This window comes from Amycolatopsis panacis (genome assembly GCF_003600245.1).
Lineage (GTDB): Bacteria > Actinomycetota > Actinomycetes > Mycobacteriales > Pseudonocardiaceae > Amycolatopsis > Amycolatopsis sulphurea.
In genome coordinates, this window is record NZ_QZFV01000131.1 from 1 (window position 1) to 14,586 (window position 14,586).

General features: G+C 71.3%; 15 protein-coding genes. 8 read left to right on the plus strand and 7 right to left on the minus strand.

The genetic code is table 11. The annotated features are described in order from the left end of the window. Positions 1 to 173: 173 nt before the first annotated feature. From D5S19_RS27620 to D5S19_RS27630, 3 genes are all read left to right on the plus strand, one after another. Positions 174 to 1,124: a serine protein kinase RIO gene (locus D5S19_RS27620; protein ID WP_120026305.1), complete on the plus strand. Its 951-nt coding sequence runs from the start codon at positions 174 to 176 to the stop codon at positions 1,122 to 1,124. Positions 1,125 to 1,446: 322 nt separating this feature from the next. Continuing rightward, a complete protein-coding gene (locus D5S19_RS27625) occupies positions 1,447 to 3,189 on the plus strand; it encodes a DEAD/DEAH box helicase (RefSeq protein WP_233574204.1) in 1,743 nt (580 codons plus the stop codon). Positions 3,190 to 3,474: 285 nt separating this feature from the next. Further along, positions 3,475 to 4,647 carry an 8-amino-7-oxononanoate synthase gene (locus D5S19_RS27630; protein WP_233574205.1) on the plus strand — a complete coding sequence of 391 codons (1,173 nt, stop codon included), beginning with the start codon at positions 3,475 to 3,477 and terminating at the stop codon, positions 4,645 to 4,647. 136 nt (positions 4,648 to 4,783) lie between these two features. Here the strand turns inward: D5S19_RS27630 and D5S19_RS27635 are convergent, their stop codons facing one another. Further along, positions 4,784 to 5,227, minus strand: a complete 444-nt coding sequence (locus D5S19_RS27635) for a GNAT family N-acetyltransferase (protein WP_120026306.1) — start codon at positions 5,225 to 5,227, stop codon at positions 4,784 to 4,786. A 19-nt stretch (positions 5,228 to 5,246) separates the two neighbouring features. Beyond that, the gene (locus tag D5S19_RS27640; protein WP_120026307.1) at positions 5,247 to 6,083 is read right to left on the minus strand and encodes a S1 family peptidase; all 837 of its coding nucleotides are present in this window, start codon (positions 6,081 to 6,083) and stop codon (positions 5,247 to 5,249) included. A 174-nt stretch (positions 6,084 to 6,257) separates the two neighbouring features. Here D5S19_RS27640 and D5S19_RS27645 point away from each other — a divergent pair, with 174 nt between their 5' ends. Further along, entirely contained in the window at positions 6,258 to 7,118 is an 861-nt protein-coding gene (locus tag D5S19_RS27645) for a M15 family metallopeptidase (RefSeq protein ID WP_120026308.1), read from the plus strand. 69 nt (positions 7,119 to 7,187) lie between these two features. Further along, complete coding sequence (locus D5S19_RS27650) at positions 7,188 to 8,582, plus strand: mycothione reductase (RefSeq protein WP_120026309.1); 1,395 nt, start codon at positions 7,188 to 7,190, stop codon at positions 8,580 to 8,582. A 76-nt stretch (positions 8,583 to 8,658) separates the two neighbouring features. Here the strand turns inward: D5S19_RS27650 and D5S19_RS27655 are convergent, their stop codons facing one another. Further along, the gene (locus D5S19_RS27655; RefSeq protein WP_407641796.1) at positions 8,659 to 9,912 is read right to left on the minus strand and encodes a CynX/NimT family MFS transporter; all 1,254 of its coding nucleotides are present in this window, start codon (positions 9,910 to 9,912) and stop codon (positions 8,659 to 8,661) included. A 48-nt stretch (positions 9,913 to 9,960) separates the two neighbouring features. On the opposite strand from D5S19_RS27655, the gene D5S19_RS27660 reads away from it, so the two are divergent. After that, a complete protein-coding gene (locus D5S19_RS27660; protein ID WP_120026310.1) occupies positions 9,961 to 10,635 on the plus strand; it encodes a FadR/GntR family transcriptional regulator in 675 nt (224 codons plus the stop codon). A 110-nt stretch (positions 10,636 to 10,745) separates the two neighbouring features. On the opposite strand, the gene map is transcribed toward D5S19_RS27660, so the two are convergent. Together map and D5S19_RS27670 are read right to left on the minus strand one after the other, a co-directional pair. Continuing rightward, a complete protein-coding gene (gene map, locus D5S19_RS27665; protein WP_120026311.1) occupies positions 10,746 to 11,603 on the minus strand; it encodes a type I methionyl aminopeptidase in 858 nt (285 codons plus the stop codon). Between the two features lie 54 nt (positions 11,604 to 11,657). Then, positions 11,658 to 12,512, minus strand: coding sequence for a GNAT family N-acetyltransferase (locus tag D5S19_RS27670; protein WP_120026312.1), 855 nt, complete (start codon positions 12,510 to 12,512; stop codon positions 11,658 to 11,660). A gap of 87 nt (positions 12,513 to 12,599) precedes the next feature. On the opposite strand from D5S19_RS27670, the gene D5S19_RS27675 reads away from it, so the two are divergent. Beyond that, positions 12,600 to 12,806, plus strand: a complete 207-nt coding sequence (locus D5S19_RS27675) for a DUF4177 domain-containing protein (RefSeq protein WP_120026313.1) — start codon at positions 12,600 to 12,602, stop codon at positions 12,804 to 12,806. 197 nt (positions 12,807 to 13,003) lie between these two features. Here D5S19_RS27675 and D5S19_RS27680 read toward each other — a convergent pair whose 3' ends face one another. Further along, positions 13,004 to 13,402 carry a VOC family protein gene (locus D5S19_RS27680; protein ID WP_120026314.1) on the minus strand — a complete coding sequence of 133 codons (399 nt, stop codon included), beginning with the start codon at positions 13,400 to 13,402 and terminating at the stop codon, positions 13,004 to 13,006. Positions 13,403 to 13,584: 182 nt separating this feature from the next. After that, positions 13,585 to 14,214, minus strand: coding sequence for a helix-turn-helix domain-containing protein (locus D5S19_RS27685; RefSeq protein WP_325050330.1), 630 nt, complete (start codon positions 14,212 to 14,214; stop codon positions 13,585 to 13,587). Positions 14,215 to 14,328: 114 nt separating this feature from the next. Between D5S19_RS27685 and D5S19_RS27690 the strand changes: the two genes are divergently transcribed. Then, the gene (locus tag D5S19_RS27690) at positions 14,329 to 14,583 is read left to right on the plus strand and encodes a hypothetical protein (RefSeq protein WP_098510683.1); all 255 of its coding nucleotides are present in this window, start codon (positions 14,329 to 14,331) and stop codon (positions 14,581 to 14,583) included. Positions 14,584 to 14,586 lie beyond the last annotated feature (3 nt).

Below are 14,586 nucleotides of genomic sequence, written 5' to 3' on the forward strand. Positions count from 1 at the left end.
GCAACTTCTCCACACTCGGGCGTCCATAAGCGACCCGCTGTCCTCGCATGGACCGCGACCCTATGATGATCAAGAACGAAAGCCCCGATCACCCCACCTTCCCCCATGTGCGAAATACGGGGCTAGCGCACGTGCTCGTCCGGTGGGGCATTCCGATCGAGGAGAACCCACCAGTGCGCTGGGACGATTACCAAGACTATTCCGATTCCTTCGACGATTCCCCGCGGCGGCCACACCGCCGGTCCGACAATGCCCCCGCCCCGGCTCGGCGCGGGCGGCTCACCGAGGGCGAACGCGTCCGGCTGGCCCAGCTCCGCGAGGAGGCCTACGCCGAGCCCGAACTCCCGGACGGCGCCGATCGCCGGACCACCTGGGGCGATGCCGAGCAGGGACCGCATCCGCGGCCGGACTGGGTACCCACCGGGCTCGGCGCGCTCGATACCGACCTCGGCGTCCTCAAAACCGGCAAGGAGGCCGATGTCCACCTGATGCGCCGCCACGAGCCGGGCGCCGACGGGGTGCTGCTCGCGGCCAAGCGATACCGCTCGGACGAGCACAAGCTGTTCCACCGCGACGCGGGCTACCTGGAAGGCAGGCGCCTGCGCCGGTCCCGCGAGATGCGCGCGATCGCCGGGCGGACCACGTTCGGCCGCAACCTGATCGCCGAACAGTGGGCAGCCGCCGAATTCGCCGCGCTGAGCAAGCTGTGGACGGTGGGCGCCCCGGTGCCCTACCCGGTGCAGCGGCACGGTACCGAATTGCTGCTCGAGTTCCTCGGCGAGCCGGACGGCACCGCGGCTCCCCGGCTGGCCCAGCTCCGCCCGGAGCCGGACGAACTGGCCGCCCTGTGGGAACAAGCCGGTTCGGCGCTGGAACTGCTGGCTGCACAAGGACTCGCGCACGGTGACCTGTCCGCGTACAACCTGCTGGTGCACGAAGGGCACCTGATGGTGATCGATCTGCCACAGGTGGTCGACCTGATCGTCAACCCGCGCGGGCCTGAGTTCCTGGCCCGTGACGTGGCGAATCTGGCCGGCTGGTTCCGCAGCCGGGGCCTGCCCGAAGACCTGGCCGCCACCGAGGATCTGGTGGCGCGCCTGACCTTCGCGGCCGGGCTCGGCTGAGGCGGCGCGGCGGGGTCGCGGGAGTGGCGCAACGCACACCTGCGACCCCGGCCACAACCGCGGACCTGGGTGCGCGGCCGTGGGTGCCGCTCCGGTACAGTAACCACCGACCGCAACGGCGGCGTGGATGAGTTGGTGTCCGTCGCCTCCATAGCCCACTGCAGGGCTCGCGGTGCAATCCGAAGCATTTTCCATCGGTGTCCGGCGCCGCGGCGTCGTCCACCGGGTCCGTCCCTGTGAACGCCCACCGCACACCATCTTGCCCTGCCTGCGAGCGGGCAGCCCGGGCCTCCTTGCGACGTGCCACGTCCGAGAGGCATCTGTGACAGTCACGTTCAATTCCGGCCACTCCACCCGCTCCCCGCGAGCCGGCCGGCCCGATCGCGCCCCGCGGCACCGCCAGTCCGGCGGTGAGCTGCTGCGCGACGACGCGGTGGAGACCCCGAAGACCCGCACCTTCGCCGAGCTCGGCCTGCCCGACGGGCTGCTGCGGGCGCTGGCCGAGCTGGGCATCGACGCGCCGTTCCCGATCCAGTCCGCGACCATCCCGGACGCGCTGGCCGGCCGCGACGTGCTGGGCCGCGCGCAGACCGGGTCCGGCAAGACCCTCGCCTTCGGGCTGGCCATGCTGGCCCGGCTCGACGGCGGCAAGGCCCGCCCGAAGCGGCCGCGCGCGCTGATCCTGGTGCCCACCCGCGAGCTGGCCATGCAGGTGGCCGATTCGCTGGCCCCGCTGGCCAAGTCGCTCGGCCTGTGGTGCCGCACCGCGGTCGGCGGGATGTCCTTCACCCGCCAGGCCGACGCCCTGCACCGCGGGGTCGACCTGCTGATCGCCACCCCCGGCCGGCTGTCCGACCACGTCCGCCAGGGCACCGCCTCGCTGGGCGACTGCAACTTCGTCGCGCTCGACGAGGCCGACCAGATGGCCGACATGGGGTTCATGCCGCAGGTGCGGGAGATCCTCGACCTCACCCCGCCGGGCGGGCAGCGGCTGCTGTTCTCCGCCACGCTCGACGGTGACGTGGACAAGCTGGTCCGCCAGTACCTGGCCGACCCGGTGACGCATTCGGTCGCGCCGTCCACCGCGAGCGTGACCACCATGGACCACCACCTGTTCCAGGTGTCGCACTCGGACAAGCAGGACATCATCACCCGGATCGGGGCGCGCGAGGGCCGCACGATCATGTTCGTGCGCACCAAGCACCACGTGGACCGGCTCACCGAGCGGCTGCGCGAGCAGGGCGTGCACGCGGCGGCGCTGCACGGCGGCAAGACCCAGGGCCAGCGCAACCGGGTGCTGTCGGACTTCAAGGAAGGCCACGCCGCGGTGCTGGTGGCCACCGACGTCGCGGCGCGCGGTATCCACGTCGACGACATCTCGCTGGTGCTGCACGTGGACCCGGCCGCCGACCACAAGGACTACCTGCACCGCGCCGGCCGCACCGCGCGGGCCGGGGCGTCGGGCATCGTGGTCACGCTGGTCACCCGCGACCAGCGCCGCACCGTCAACCGGATGACCGACCGCGCGGGCGTGCGCGCCGCGACCACCATGATCCGCCCGGAGGACGACGACCTGTCCCGCATCACCGGCGCCCGCGAACCCAGCGGCGAGCCGGTCGTGGAGCGACGCCGCGAGACCCCGCGCCGCGGCCGTTTCGGCGACCGTGACGACCGCGGCCACCGCGGTGGCCGTGACGACCGCGGTCCCCGCCGCGGCTCGTACGAGGACCGCGGCCGACGCAGCTACGGCGACGGTTCCCGTGGCCCGCGTGAGGACCGGGGTTACGGCCACGGCTCGCGCGACAGCCGGGGCTATGGCGATCAGTCCTCCTCCCGCGACGATCGTTCGTACAGCCACCAGGGCTCGCGCGACGACCGCCCCGCCTACGGCCACCAGGGTTCCCGGGACGACCGCCCGCACCACGGCGGCCGGAACCACGGGGACCAGTCCTCCCGCGACGGCCGCCCCGGCTACGGCGGCCGCGGCCGCCAGCAGCGCTTCGGCGGCGGCTCCGGCCGCCCGCAACGCCCTGGCCGCGGCCCGCGCCGCAGCTACGATTCCTGACCCCGTCACCAGCTGATCAGCCCAGCCGACGCCGCCGCCTACCCAGGCCGCCGCGTCGGCTGGGCTGATCTGTTCTTGTGTTGTGGCCATATACCCAGACCATCCGAACCCATCACCCGGCGACCCATGCCGATGACGAGATCATCTGCTCCAACCAGCCCTTCCGGCGATGGGGTACCTGAACGACGCCACCACGCGGGAAGGAGTTTCCGGGTACCGGCAGGGCGATACAGCTGTGGCGGGTCGCACGCTCGGCGAGGTCGGGTGGATGCGACACTGCCAGGCGTGAACGCCTCGCCAGCACTGCCGCCGGACAACGTTTTCGACTGGCTTGATGGTGAAGCCGGAAAGCGGGCGGAAGCAGGACTCACCCGCCGTCTACGGCCGCGGCCGGCGCAGCCGGACGAGCTGGATCTGGCAGGCAACGACTACCTCGGCCTCGCCAGGGACAAGAGGGTCGCCGGGGCGGCCGCGGCAGCTGCGTTGCGGTGGGGAGCGGGGGCCACCGGGTCCCGCCTGGTGACCGGTACGACCGAGCTGCACGCCGAGCTGGAGCACGAGCTGGCCCGATTCTGCGGGGCACAGGCGGCGCTCGTCTTCTCGTCCGGATTCGCGGCAAACCTCGGTGCGGTGACGGCGCTGTCCGGTTCGGAATCGGCAATCGTCAGCGACAAGTACGTGCACGCCTCGCTGATCGAAGGCTGCCGGCTCTCCAGGGCCGACGTGGCGGCGGTCGCGCACTCGACCCCCGACGCGGTCCGCCACGCGCTGGCCACGCGGCGGAAGCCACGGGCGCTGGTGGTCACCGAATCGATCTTCTCGGTGGACGGCGACCTCGCCCCGCTCGCGGAGCTGGCCGGGATCTGCCGCGAGCACAGCGCGGCGTTGCTCGTCGACGACGCACATGGTCTCGGGGTACTCGGCGAGGGCGGCCGGGGCGCGGTGCACGCGGCCGGACTGTCCGCGGCCCCGGATGTTGTCACCACCTGCACGCTGTCCAAAGCACTCGGCGCGCAAGGCGGAGCGGTGATCGGTCCACGCCGGGTGATCCGGCATCTGGTGGAGACGGCGCGCAGCTTCATCTTCGACACCGCGCTGGCGCCCGCGAGTGCCGCCGCGGCGCTGGCCGCGCTGGGCGTGCTCAAGTCCGAACCGGACCTGCCGGCGAAGGCGACCGATAACGCGGCGAACCTGGCCATGCAGCTGAAGGCCGCAGGACTGAGCGTCACCCTCCCGGAAGCCGCGGTGATCTCCGTGCGCGCGCCATCCCCGGAAACCGCGGTCGGATGGGCGGAATCCTGTGCCGAGCAAGGAATCCGCGTCGCCTGCTTCCGGCCGCCGTCGGTGCCGGACGGGATCTCCCGGCTCCGCCTGACCGCCCGCGCCGACCTGACCGAGTCCGATGTGGACCGTGCGGTGAAGGTCATCACCACGACCGCGCCCCGCGACGCCACCTGAGCGGAGTCGACCGCGCGGAAACAGCCCGCGTCCGCCCAAGCCGGTTGGACGGGCCAGACCCGGCAACCCGGCAACCCGGCAACCCGGCAACGAGAAGCGACGCACGCGACCTCGGCCCGCGAATGGCCGAACAAGATCAACCAGCAGCAGCCATCCGGCGCATGGTCCGGTGCGGGATGCCGTCCTCCAGAAACTCGTCCCCCTCGGCCACAAAGCCGAACCGCGCGTACAGGCTCTGGGCGTAAACCTGTGCGTCGAGGACGAACTCGCCGGTGGCGTGCTCCAGCGCCGCAGCCATCAACCGGGCGGCGAGGCCCCGGCCGCGAGCCGCACGCGCCGTGACCACCCGGCCGATCCGGCCCACACCACCGGGATCGGCCAGCACCCGCAGGTAGGCCAGGAGGTCACCGTCGTCCCCGGCCAGCCACAGGTGCCGGGTGTCCGAATGCAGGTCCCGGCCGTCGAGGTCGGCGTACGCGCAGTCCTGCTCCACCACGAACACCTCGGCTCGCAGCCGGAGAATCGCGTAGAGCTGGGCGGCAGTCAGGTCGGGACCGGCCGCGTGGTGCAGGGTCGTCACCCGCCCTGCTTAACACAAGTCAGCCGAACAACCGCTGCCGGGACTGCGCCGCGATGACTCCGGAGTACGCGGACACCCGCGTGTACACGCCCGGCTTGCCCGCCTTCGCGCACCCGTCGCCGAAGGAGACGATGCCGATCAGCGTGTCCCCGACCATCAGCGGGCCGCCCGAGTCGCCCTGACAGGCGTCCGTTCCGCCCTGCGGGTAGCCGGCGCAGACCATCTTCGCCGGGTCGTAGGTGTCGTAGGCACTCTTACAGCTGCTGTCGCTCACCAGCGGGACGTCCGCGCTGCGCAGGATGTCGGAACGCTGGCCGCCCTCGGCGAGCCGGCCCCAGCCGAGCACGGTCGCCCGGGTGCCCTCGGCGTAAAGCGACCGCTCGGACGAACCGGCCGGTTTGGCGGGGCGATAGGGCAGCTGCCCGCGCACGCTGAGCACGGCCAGGTCGTCGCCCTTCGTCGGATCGGTGAAATCCGGGGAGATCCAGGCCCGCGACACGGCGAGCACCACGCCGTCCGAGCCGCGCTTGTCCTGCCGCCCGGCGACCACGCGCATGTCCGTGGCGGAGATCGCCTTGGCGCAGTGCGCCGCGGTGGCCACCGCTGTCGAGCTGACGATCACCGCGCCGCAGAACTGGTTGCCGCTCTGGTCGGTGAGGTACGCCGCGTACGGGTAGTCGGACACCGACGCCTCACCGCCGCCGACGATCCGCGGCTGCGCGGCCTGGGACCCGCTGGTCCCCGGAGCCGGCTCATCGGGACCGGTGGCCCACGCCGAGCCGACCGGCACCGCGACCGCGGCGGCGAGCAGCGCCCCCACCACGAGCAGGAGCGGACGGCGGAGTGTGGCGGGCATGGGATTCCCCTTCGGCCGGTGAATACGTCGTCGAGGCCCGGACGCGCCCGGGAGCCACCCGACTCCGGCGCGTGAACACGGGGCCGGGATTACCCTAAACGGAGCAGGCCCGAAGCGGTGTCACTGGAACGGGTGGATTCCGCCCAACCGGTGGACGTTTGCTTAGCTGGTGACATGCGTGCGAGAACGGCCGCCGCAGCCGGCGTCCTCGGAGTATCGCTGCTGGCCGGATGCGATGCCCCGGCCCCGGCGCCGCCCCCGGTCAGCCCGTTGCGCGCTCCGGGGAATCCGGCGAGCCCGGCAGTTCCGGCAACCCGGACGAGCGGGACACCACCACCGGTCACCTGGCAGGTGGGTGCGCGTCCGCTGCCGCTGCGTCCGGACGGCTTCGGCGAGATCCTGCCCACCCCACCCGAACTGGTGAATCGGGCATTGCCCACCCGGGATCTGCTCCCTCCTCCCACGCGCGATCGGTACGCCGCGAAAGTCACCGCGGTGCCTGCCGACGTGCTCGCCCGCAGTACCTGGCAACCCGCGTGCCCCGTCGCTTCGGCCGACCTGCGCTACGTCACGCTCTCCTTCTGGGGTTTCGACGGACGCGCGCACACCGGAGAGCTGCTGGTCCGCCAAGACGCCGCGAAGCCGGTCACCGACGCGTTCGGCGAGCTGTTCGCGCAGCGGTTCCCGATCGAGGAGATGCGGATCACCGCTCCGGCCGAACTCGACGCCGCGCCGACCGGCGACGGGAACAACACGAGCGCCTTCGTCTGCCGTCCGGCACGCGGGCAGGCAAGCTGGTCCGCGCACGCGTACGGGCTCGCGGTGGACGTCGATCCCTTCTGCAATCCCTACACCAAGAGCGATCTCGTCCTGCCGGAGCTGGCTTCGTCCTATCTGGACCGGAAGAACGTACGGCCGGGCATGGTGCTGGCCGACGATCCGGTGGTGCGGGCGTTCGCGCGGGAGGGCTGGCAGTGGGGTGGCGCGTGGCGGTCGCCGACCGATCGGATGCACTTCACCGCCACCGGCGCATGAGCGGGAACACCCTGGCGCGCGGCCAGGTTGACTAGTCTGGACCCCAACTGGCTTTCGGAAAGGACCGCTGTGCCGCACTACGACCTGGTGATCGTCGGGACCGGCTCTGGCAACTCCGTCCCCGGCCCGGAATTCGCGGACTGGAAGATCGCCATCGTCGAGAAGGGCGTGTTCGGCGGCACCTGCCTGAACGTCGGCTGCATCCCGACCAAGATGTTCGTCTACGCGGCGGATGTCGCGGCCACCCCGGCCCACAGCGCTCGCTACGGGGTGGACGAGCGGCTCGACGGCGTGCGCTGGCCGGACATCCGGGACCGGATCTTCGGCCGGATCGATCCGATCGCCGAAGGCGGCGCGCAGTACCGGACGAACCACGAGGACAACCGGAACGTCGACGTCTACCGTGGTGCAGGCCGGTTCACCGGCCTGCGGCAGCTGCGCGTGCAATTCCCCGGTGGACGACCGGACGAGGTGCTCACCGCGGACCGGTTCGTGCTCGCCGCGGGCGGACGGCCGGTGGTCCCGGACGTGCCGGGGCTGGCCGAGACCGGCTTCTCCACCTCCGACACCGTGATGCGGCTGGACGAGCTGCCGGCCCGGATCGTGATCATCGGCGGCGGCTACATCGCGGCCGAATTCGCGCATGTATTCGCGTCATTCGGGGTGGCGGTGACCGTGGTCAACCGCTCCGGCGCGTTGCTGCGCCAGGAGGACGAGGACATCAGCGCGCGGTTCACGGAGCTGGCCGCGGAGCGGTTCGACGTGCGGCTGGAGCGCAAGACGGTGCGCGCCCGCCGGACCGCCGAGGGCGTGGCGCTGGACCTTGAAGGCCCCCACGGCGCCGAGACCGTGGAGGCCGACCTGATCCTCGTGGCCGCCGGGCGCAGGCCGAACTCCGATCTGCTGGACGTGGCCGCCACCGGCGTGGCCACCGGCGAGACCGGGCACGTGGTCGTGGACGACTACCAGGAGACCCCCGTCGAGGGCATCTACGCACTCGGCGATCTTTCGTCGCCCCTGGAACTCAAGCACGTCGCCAACCACGAAGCCCGCGTGGTGCAGCACAATCTGCTGCACCCGGACGCTCGGATCAAGGCCGACCACCGCTTCGTGCCGCACGCGGTGTTCACCGCGCCGCAGGTCGCCTCGGTCGGCCTGACCGAACGCGAGGCCGTGCGCCGTGGACTGTCCTATGTGGTCTCGAAGCAGGACTACGCGGGCATCGCCTACGGCTGGGCGATGGAGGACACCACCGGCTTCGCGAAGCTGCTCGCCGATCCGGCGACCGGGCAGCTGCTGGGTGCGCACATCATCGGCCCGCAGGCGTCCACCGTGATCCAGCCGCTGATCCAGGCGATGAGCTTCGGCCTCGACGCGCGGTCGATGGCCCGTGGCCAGTACTGGATCCACCCGGCGATGCCGGAGCTGATCGAGAACGCACTGCTCAACCTTCCGCTGGACTGACCACTACGCAGGCTGTGAAGGGCACCTTCACGGACTCTGAGGCTGTGAAGGTGCCCTTCACAGCCCTCCACGGCGGTCAGACGAAGCGGCGGCGTCCGGCCAGCGCGCCGAACACCATCTGCACCAGCAGCACCGCGAGCAGCACGATCAGCGAGACCTGCCAGCCGCCGGTGACGTCGTGCAGCAGGCCGAACACGAACGGCCCGACCGCGGCGAGCAGGTAGCCGAAGCCCTGCGCCATCCCGGACAGCCGCGCGGTGTCCGCGCCGGTCCGCGCCCGCAGCGCGATCACCGTCAGCGCCAGCGAGAACACGCTCATCCCGATGCCGATCAGCACGCTCCACAGCAATGGCGACCAGCTCGGCGCGAGGAGCACCCCGGCCAGCCCGGCCGCCCCGCATCCGCCCATCCCCACAATCCACGCGCTCTGGCTGCCCTGGCGCGCCGCGATCGGCGGGATCACCAGGCTGATCGGCACCGCGATCACCGAGATCAGCCCGAGCAGCAGCCCGGCGGCGCTCTTGCTCACCCCGGAGTCGATGAACACTTGCGGCAGCCAGCCCATCACCACGTAGGCGATGAACGACTGCAGGCCGAAGAACGTGGTCACGATCCAGGCCAGCGGGCTGCGCAGCAAGGACCGCCCGGTGCCGTCCGCGGCCGGACGAGGCGAGCGTCCGCCGCCACGCGTGGCCAGGAACCAGACGAGCAGCGCGATCGCGGCCACCGCGGCCCACGAGCCGAGCGCGGCCCGCCAGCCGCCCAGCGCCGTTTCCAGGGGCGGGCTGAGCGCGGAGCCCGCCGCCCCGCCGCCCTGTAACGCGGCGGTGTAGACGCCGGTCATCAGCCCGACCCGCGCCGGGAAGGAATCCTTGATGACCACCGGGATCAGCACGTTGACCAGCGCGATTCCGGCAGTGGCCACGAGGGTGCCGCCGAGCACCACGTACGGACCGTCGAGCACCCGCACGACCAGCCCGACGGTGAGGACGCCGAGCGCGAACCCGATCGCCGTGCCGATGCCGAACCGGCGTGACAGCAGTGGCGCGGCCATCCCGGCACCGGCGAAGCACAAGCCGGGCACCGTCGTAAGCACGCTCGCCCACAGCGCGGAGGCGCCCAGCCCCGTGCGCATTTCGGCGAGCAGCGGGCCGACGCTGGTGATGGCCGGCCGAAGATTCAGCGCGGTGAGCACCACCGCGACCGCGAGCAGCACGCCACCCGCGATCACCCCGGGCCGCGTCGCCTCGATCCCGCCCTCCAGCTCCAGTTCGAGCCGGTCGGCGTACGCGGGCGGACGGGCGGCGGAGTCAGGCGAGTCGACGGACACGTGCGCTACTCTTCCATACGTAGGATGATTGGATGAAGGGATTTACCTGTGCCGTTGGCCACCACCCGCCGCGCCGGACTCGTCGACCAGGTCATCGACCAGCTGCGCCAGGCGGTCCGGGACGGGGAGTGGCCGGTCGGGCACCGGATCCCGACCGAGGCGGAGCTGGTCGCCCAGCTCGGCGTCGGCCGCAACACCGTGCGGGAGGCGGTTCGCGCGCTCGCGCACACCGGCATCCTTGAGGTCCGCCAGGGCGACGGCACCTACGTGCGCGCGACGAGCGACCTGTCCGGCGCGGTCCGCCGGCTGTGCGGCACCGAGCTGCGTGAAGTGCTGCAGGTGCGGCGGGTCCTGGAAGTGGAGGGGGCACGGCTGGCCGCCGCCGCCCGCACGGAGGAGGACTTGGCCGGCCTGCGCGAGCTGCTGACCCGGCGCGCCACCGACTGGCGCGAGGGCCGCGTCGAGGATTTCGCCCGCACGGACGCGGAATTCCACCTCGACGTCGTCCGCTGCGGGCACAACGAGCTGCTGTTCGAGCTGTACCGCGGTCTGCTGGAGGTGATCACCGCGAGCGTGGCGTCCACTTCGGACAATCCGGAACACGCCGAGCGGATCAAGCACGAAGGCCTCGTCGACGCGATCGAGGACGGCGACGTGGACCGCGCCGGCCGGGAGGCCGCGGGCTTCCTCGAAGAGCTGCTCACCCGGGTGGACCGGGCATGATCAGCCGGCGCGGGCGGCGAGGCCGTCGCAGTGGAGCACTACGCCTACCACCGCACCCCGGCACCGGTCCGGCGCACGCCCGCGACTGTCCTTTGAGGAGCCTTCCGGAGCTAGGGCAGCGTGAGGATCTCCGCGCCGTCCGCGGTGACGACGAGGGTGTGCTCGAACTGGGCCGTCCACTTCTTGTCCTTCGTGGTGACAGTCCAGTCGTCGGCCCACATGTCGTAGTCGATGGTGCCGAGCGTGATCATCGGCTCGATGGTGAAGGTCATGCCTTCCTCGATCACCGTGTGCACCGAAGGCTCTTCGTAGTGCAGCACCGTCGGCGCGGTGTGGAACGCCGGGCCGACGCCGTGACCCGTGAAGTCGCGTACGACCCCGTAGCCAAACCGCTTCGCGTAGGCCTCGATAACGCGGCCGATCACGTTCAGCTGACGACCGGGACGCACCGCCTTGATCGCACGCGCGGTGGCCTCACGAGTGCGCTCGACGAGCAGCCGCGCCTCTTCGGACACGTCGCCGGCCAAGAAGGTGGCGTTGGTGTCGCCGTGCACCCCGCCGATGAACGCGGTCACGTCGATGTTGCAGATATCACCGTCCTCGATCACCGTCGAGTCCGGGATGCCGTGGCAGATGACCTCGTTCAGCGAAGTGCAGCAGGACTTCGGGTAGCCGCGGTAGCCGAGCGTGGACGGGTAGGCGTGGTGGTCGAGCAGGAACTCGTGCACCGCCTTGTCGACATCGTCGGTGGTCGCGCCCGGCTTGACCGCTTTACCGCCCTCTTCCAGCGCCTGCGCCGCGATCTTCGACGCCACGCGCATCGCCTCGATCACCTCTGGCGTACGCACACCGTTGCCGGTGTCCCGTTTCGGCGCCGGCCGGTCGACGTACTCGGGGCGGGCGATGTCGGCGGGGACGGCACGGCGCGGCGTCTGGACGCCGGGCTGCAGCGGAGCACGATCGGGCATGCCCTCCACCCTACGACGTCCCCCATGAGAACGACCGACCCCGCCGGGCCCAGGTCAGAACAGCACCGTGGCGTACTGCCCGACCTGCCGGAAGCCGATCTTGCGGTAGGCCGCCAGCGCCGGGGTGTTGAACCCGTTCACGTACAGGCTCGCGGTGCGGCCGAGCCCGTGGACCAGCCTGCTCACCACCGCGGCGGTCCCCGCGGTGCCGAGCCCGGCACTGCGGCGGTCCGGATGCACCCACACGCCCTGGATCTGCCCGACGTCCGCGGACATCGCACCGATCTCGGCCTTGAACACGACCTCGCCGTCCTCGAAGCGGGCGAACGCGCGGCCCCCGGAGATCAGCTCGTTGACCCTGGCCCGGTAGCTGGCCCCGCCGTCCCCGGCCCGCGGGTCGACGCCGACCTCCTCGATGAACATCGCCACCGCCGCGGGCAGGTAGCGGTCCAGCTCGTCCCGCCGTACCGCGCGGACCCGCGGGTCGGCGGGCACCAGGGGGCTGCGGTCCAGCGCCAGCAGCGGCTGGTCCTCGCGTACCTCGCGGGCAGGACCCCATTCGGTCTCCAGCTCGCCCCACAGCCCGAGCACCTGCTCGGCGGGCCCGACGAGGGAGGAACAGGCGCGCTGCCGCCGCAGCGCCCGGTCGGCGAACGACCGCAGCGCCGAGGAGTTGCCGCGCAAGGGGATCAGATTCGGCCCGGCGAAACAGAGTCCGGAAAGCCTGCCGTAGCGGGCCGGGCGGCTGTCCGCGGCCCACAGCTCGCCGCCCAGCCGCCACGGGTCCAGCCCGGCCACCTCGACCCGCGCGCTGACCATGCAGCTGCCCACCGGATCCGCGGCGAGCGCAGCACGAACCGCCGGGTAGTCCCGGTCATCGAGCAGCCGGGCGCCGGCAAGCCGCAACACGAGGTCAAGAGTGCCAGAAGAAGGCAAGGAACGGAACGCACATCGGGCTGCCCGCACCGGTGATCCGGTTTTCGGCACAATCGGCGTATGCAGCGCTACGTGTACCAGGTCGTGGAAGTCCGGGAAAAGATGCTCGGCGGAAAAATCTCCGGTGATCGGCTCGAGAAACTGCTGAACGATCGCGCGGGCGAGGGCTGGCAGCTGAAAACGATCACCGCCGCGGAGATCAAGGGCCGGGTCGGCCCGGGCGGGGTCGAAGGTCTTCTGGTGACCTTCGAACGACCCGTGGACTGAGATTTCGGATTCACCCACCCGGACCATCACGGTGCGACTGCCGGGCAAGGCGGGGAACATCTCCCCCACCACGGCGGAAAGCCGTCCCGCAACGCGATGGAACCCCTCCGGCGCCGCCGGGATGCCGTTCCCGGCTCCCGGCGGCGCCCGACTCCCGGTCATCGTGGCCGGTTTGTCCACTGTGGAATCTCCGCCGGTCAGGCACCCCGGTACGTGCCGACGGTCCAGGAATTGCCCTCCCCGTCACGCAAGCTGAAGGTGTGCGAGCCGTATTCGGTGTCGTGCAGAGCCAGGGTGATCTCCGCCCCCGCGGCGCGCACCCGCCGGTGGATCTCGTCGACCCGGTCGGACACGACGTAGACGGCGCCGGTACCCGGCTTCATCGCGTCGTGCACCCCGTCATCGGGGCCACCGGTGCTGCCGAGCATCACACCACCACCCTCCGGCCAGCGAAGCTCGGCATGCGCGACTTCGCGTTCCGCGGAACCGGGCACCACGAGCGTCTCTTCGAATCCGAGAACGTCGACCAGAAAGCGAATCGCCCGGGGCGCATCGTCATAACGGAGCGCGGGCCAGACTGTCGGTTGTGGAGTCATGGCATCGAGTCTGAACCGCCGGCTCCCCGCCGGTCTTGGAGAAACGGGAACCGGCGGCCGTAACACGCGCGCGGTGGTCGGCGACTTCCCAGCACATCTCGTCTGGGGAGGTCGTTCATGATCAAGCGCCTGATGTCCTGCACTGCGATAGCCGGTGCCGCACTGGCCCCTCGCTCAGCGGGTCACTCCGCCGGTTCTTCCGCCAGATTCGGCAGTTCCTCGGTCATCCAGGTACGCGGGGAGCAGCCCGCCAGCGCCCGCCATTCATTGGACAAGTGGGCCTGGTCGTAATAGCCCGCCGCGAGGGCGACGGCCGACAGGTCGTGGCGGCCGGTACGAAGCAGGTGGCCGGCCCGTTCGAAACGCAGGACGCGGGCGGCCTGTTTCGGGGCGGCTCGGGCAGCGCCGGTTCGACGGCGCGAGCGGCCAGTACCTCGTCGAGGAGGGCGAAGCGGGACGGCCAGTCCGGCGCTTCGGACAGGCGTTCCGGCAACCGGGCCAGATCGGCGCCGAACTCGGCCAGGTCGGTGATGGAGCCGCTCAGTTCGGCGGCGGAAACGCCCAGCAGGGTGCGGACGCCCAGGGGGTCGAGTTCCAGGTGCAGGCCCCGCTGCACCCGGCTCTGCGTGATCAGCGCCGGGCTGGTGTGCAGGCCGCCGACGAGCGCCTGCAGGCGGCCGGCGCCGGGCAGCCCGGCGCAGTCGATCGGTTCGGCGAGGCTGACGATGAGCGTCACGTGCCGAGAGGGCAGGCCACGGTGCACGGCGAGGGTCACGTCGTCCTGGGCGTAGCCGAGGTAGCGCGCGACAAATGGCCGCACTACCGGATGCGGCCGCCGCAACGCCCTGCTGTGACCCACAGAACGAGGTTAAGCCCGCCGGTTTCTGCTACCACGGGAGTGCGGTCCCCACGAAGAGGAGAAGCGGATGTCCATCCAGGAGCAGGCCCAGCACCTCGAACAGCTCGCCGACCAGGTGCCCACCGGCATCGCGCTGGCCACCAAGAGCGAGCTGGAGGACCTGCAGGCACGGGTGCTCGGGGTACTCGGCGCCACCGGCACGGCCACCGCCGTGCAGGGCGCGATCCAGCTCGCCCTCCACCAGATCGACGAGCTGGCCGCCTCGCTGGAGAACGTGCGCGGGCAAATCCAGGACGCCGCCCGGCACCATCTGCAGGGCTGAGCC

Bases quoted from the DNA above. Each gene is read 5' to 3' on its own strand.
- map (WP_120026311.1), bottom strand. From the start codon at position 11,603: ATGCCCGATCGTGCTCCGCTGCAGCCCGGCGTCCAGACGCCGCGCCGT.
- D5S19_RS27645 (WP_120026308.1), top strand. From the start codon at position 6,258: ATGCGTGCGAGAACGGCCGCCGCAGCCGGCGTCCTCGGAGTATCGCTG.
- D5S19_RS27640 (WP_120026307.1), bottom strand. From the start codon at position 6,083: ATGCCCGCCACACTCCGCCGTCCGCTCCTGCTCGTGGTGGGGGCGCTG.
- D5S19_RS27690 (WP_098510683.1), top strand. From the start codon at position 14,329: ATGTCCATCCAGGAGCAGGCCCAGCACCTCGAACAGCTCGCCGACCAG.
- D5S19_RS27675 (WP_120026313.1), top strand. From the start codon at position 12,600: ATGCAGCGCTACGTGTACCAGGTCGTGGAAGTCCGGGAAAAGATGCTC.
- D5S19_RS27680 (WP_120026314.1), bottom strand. From the start codon at position 13,402: ATGACTCCACAACCGACAGTCTGGCCCGCGCTCCGTTATGACGATGCG.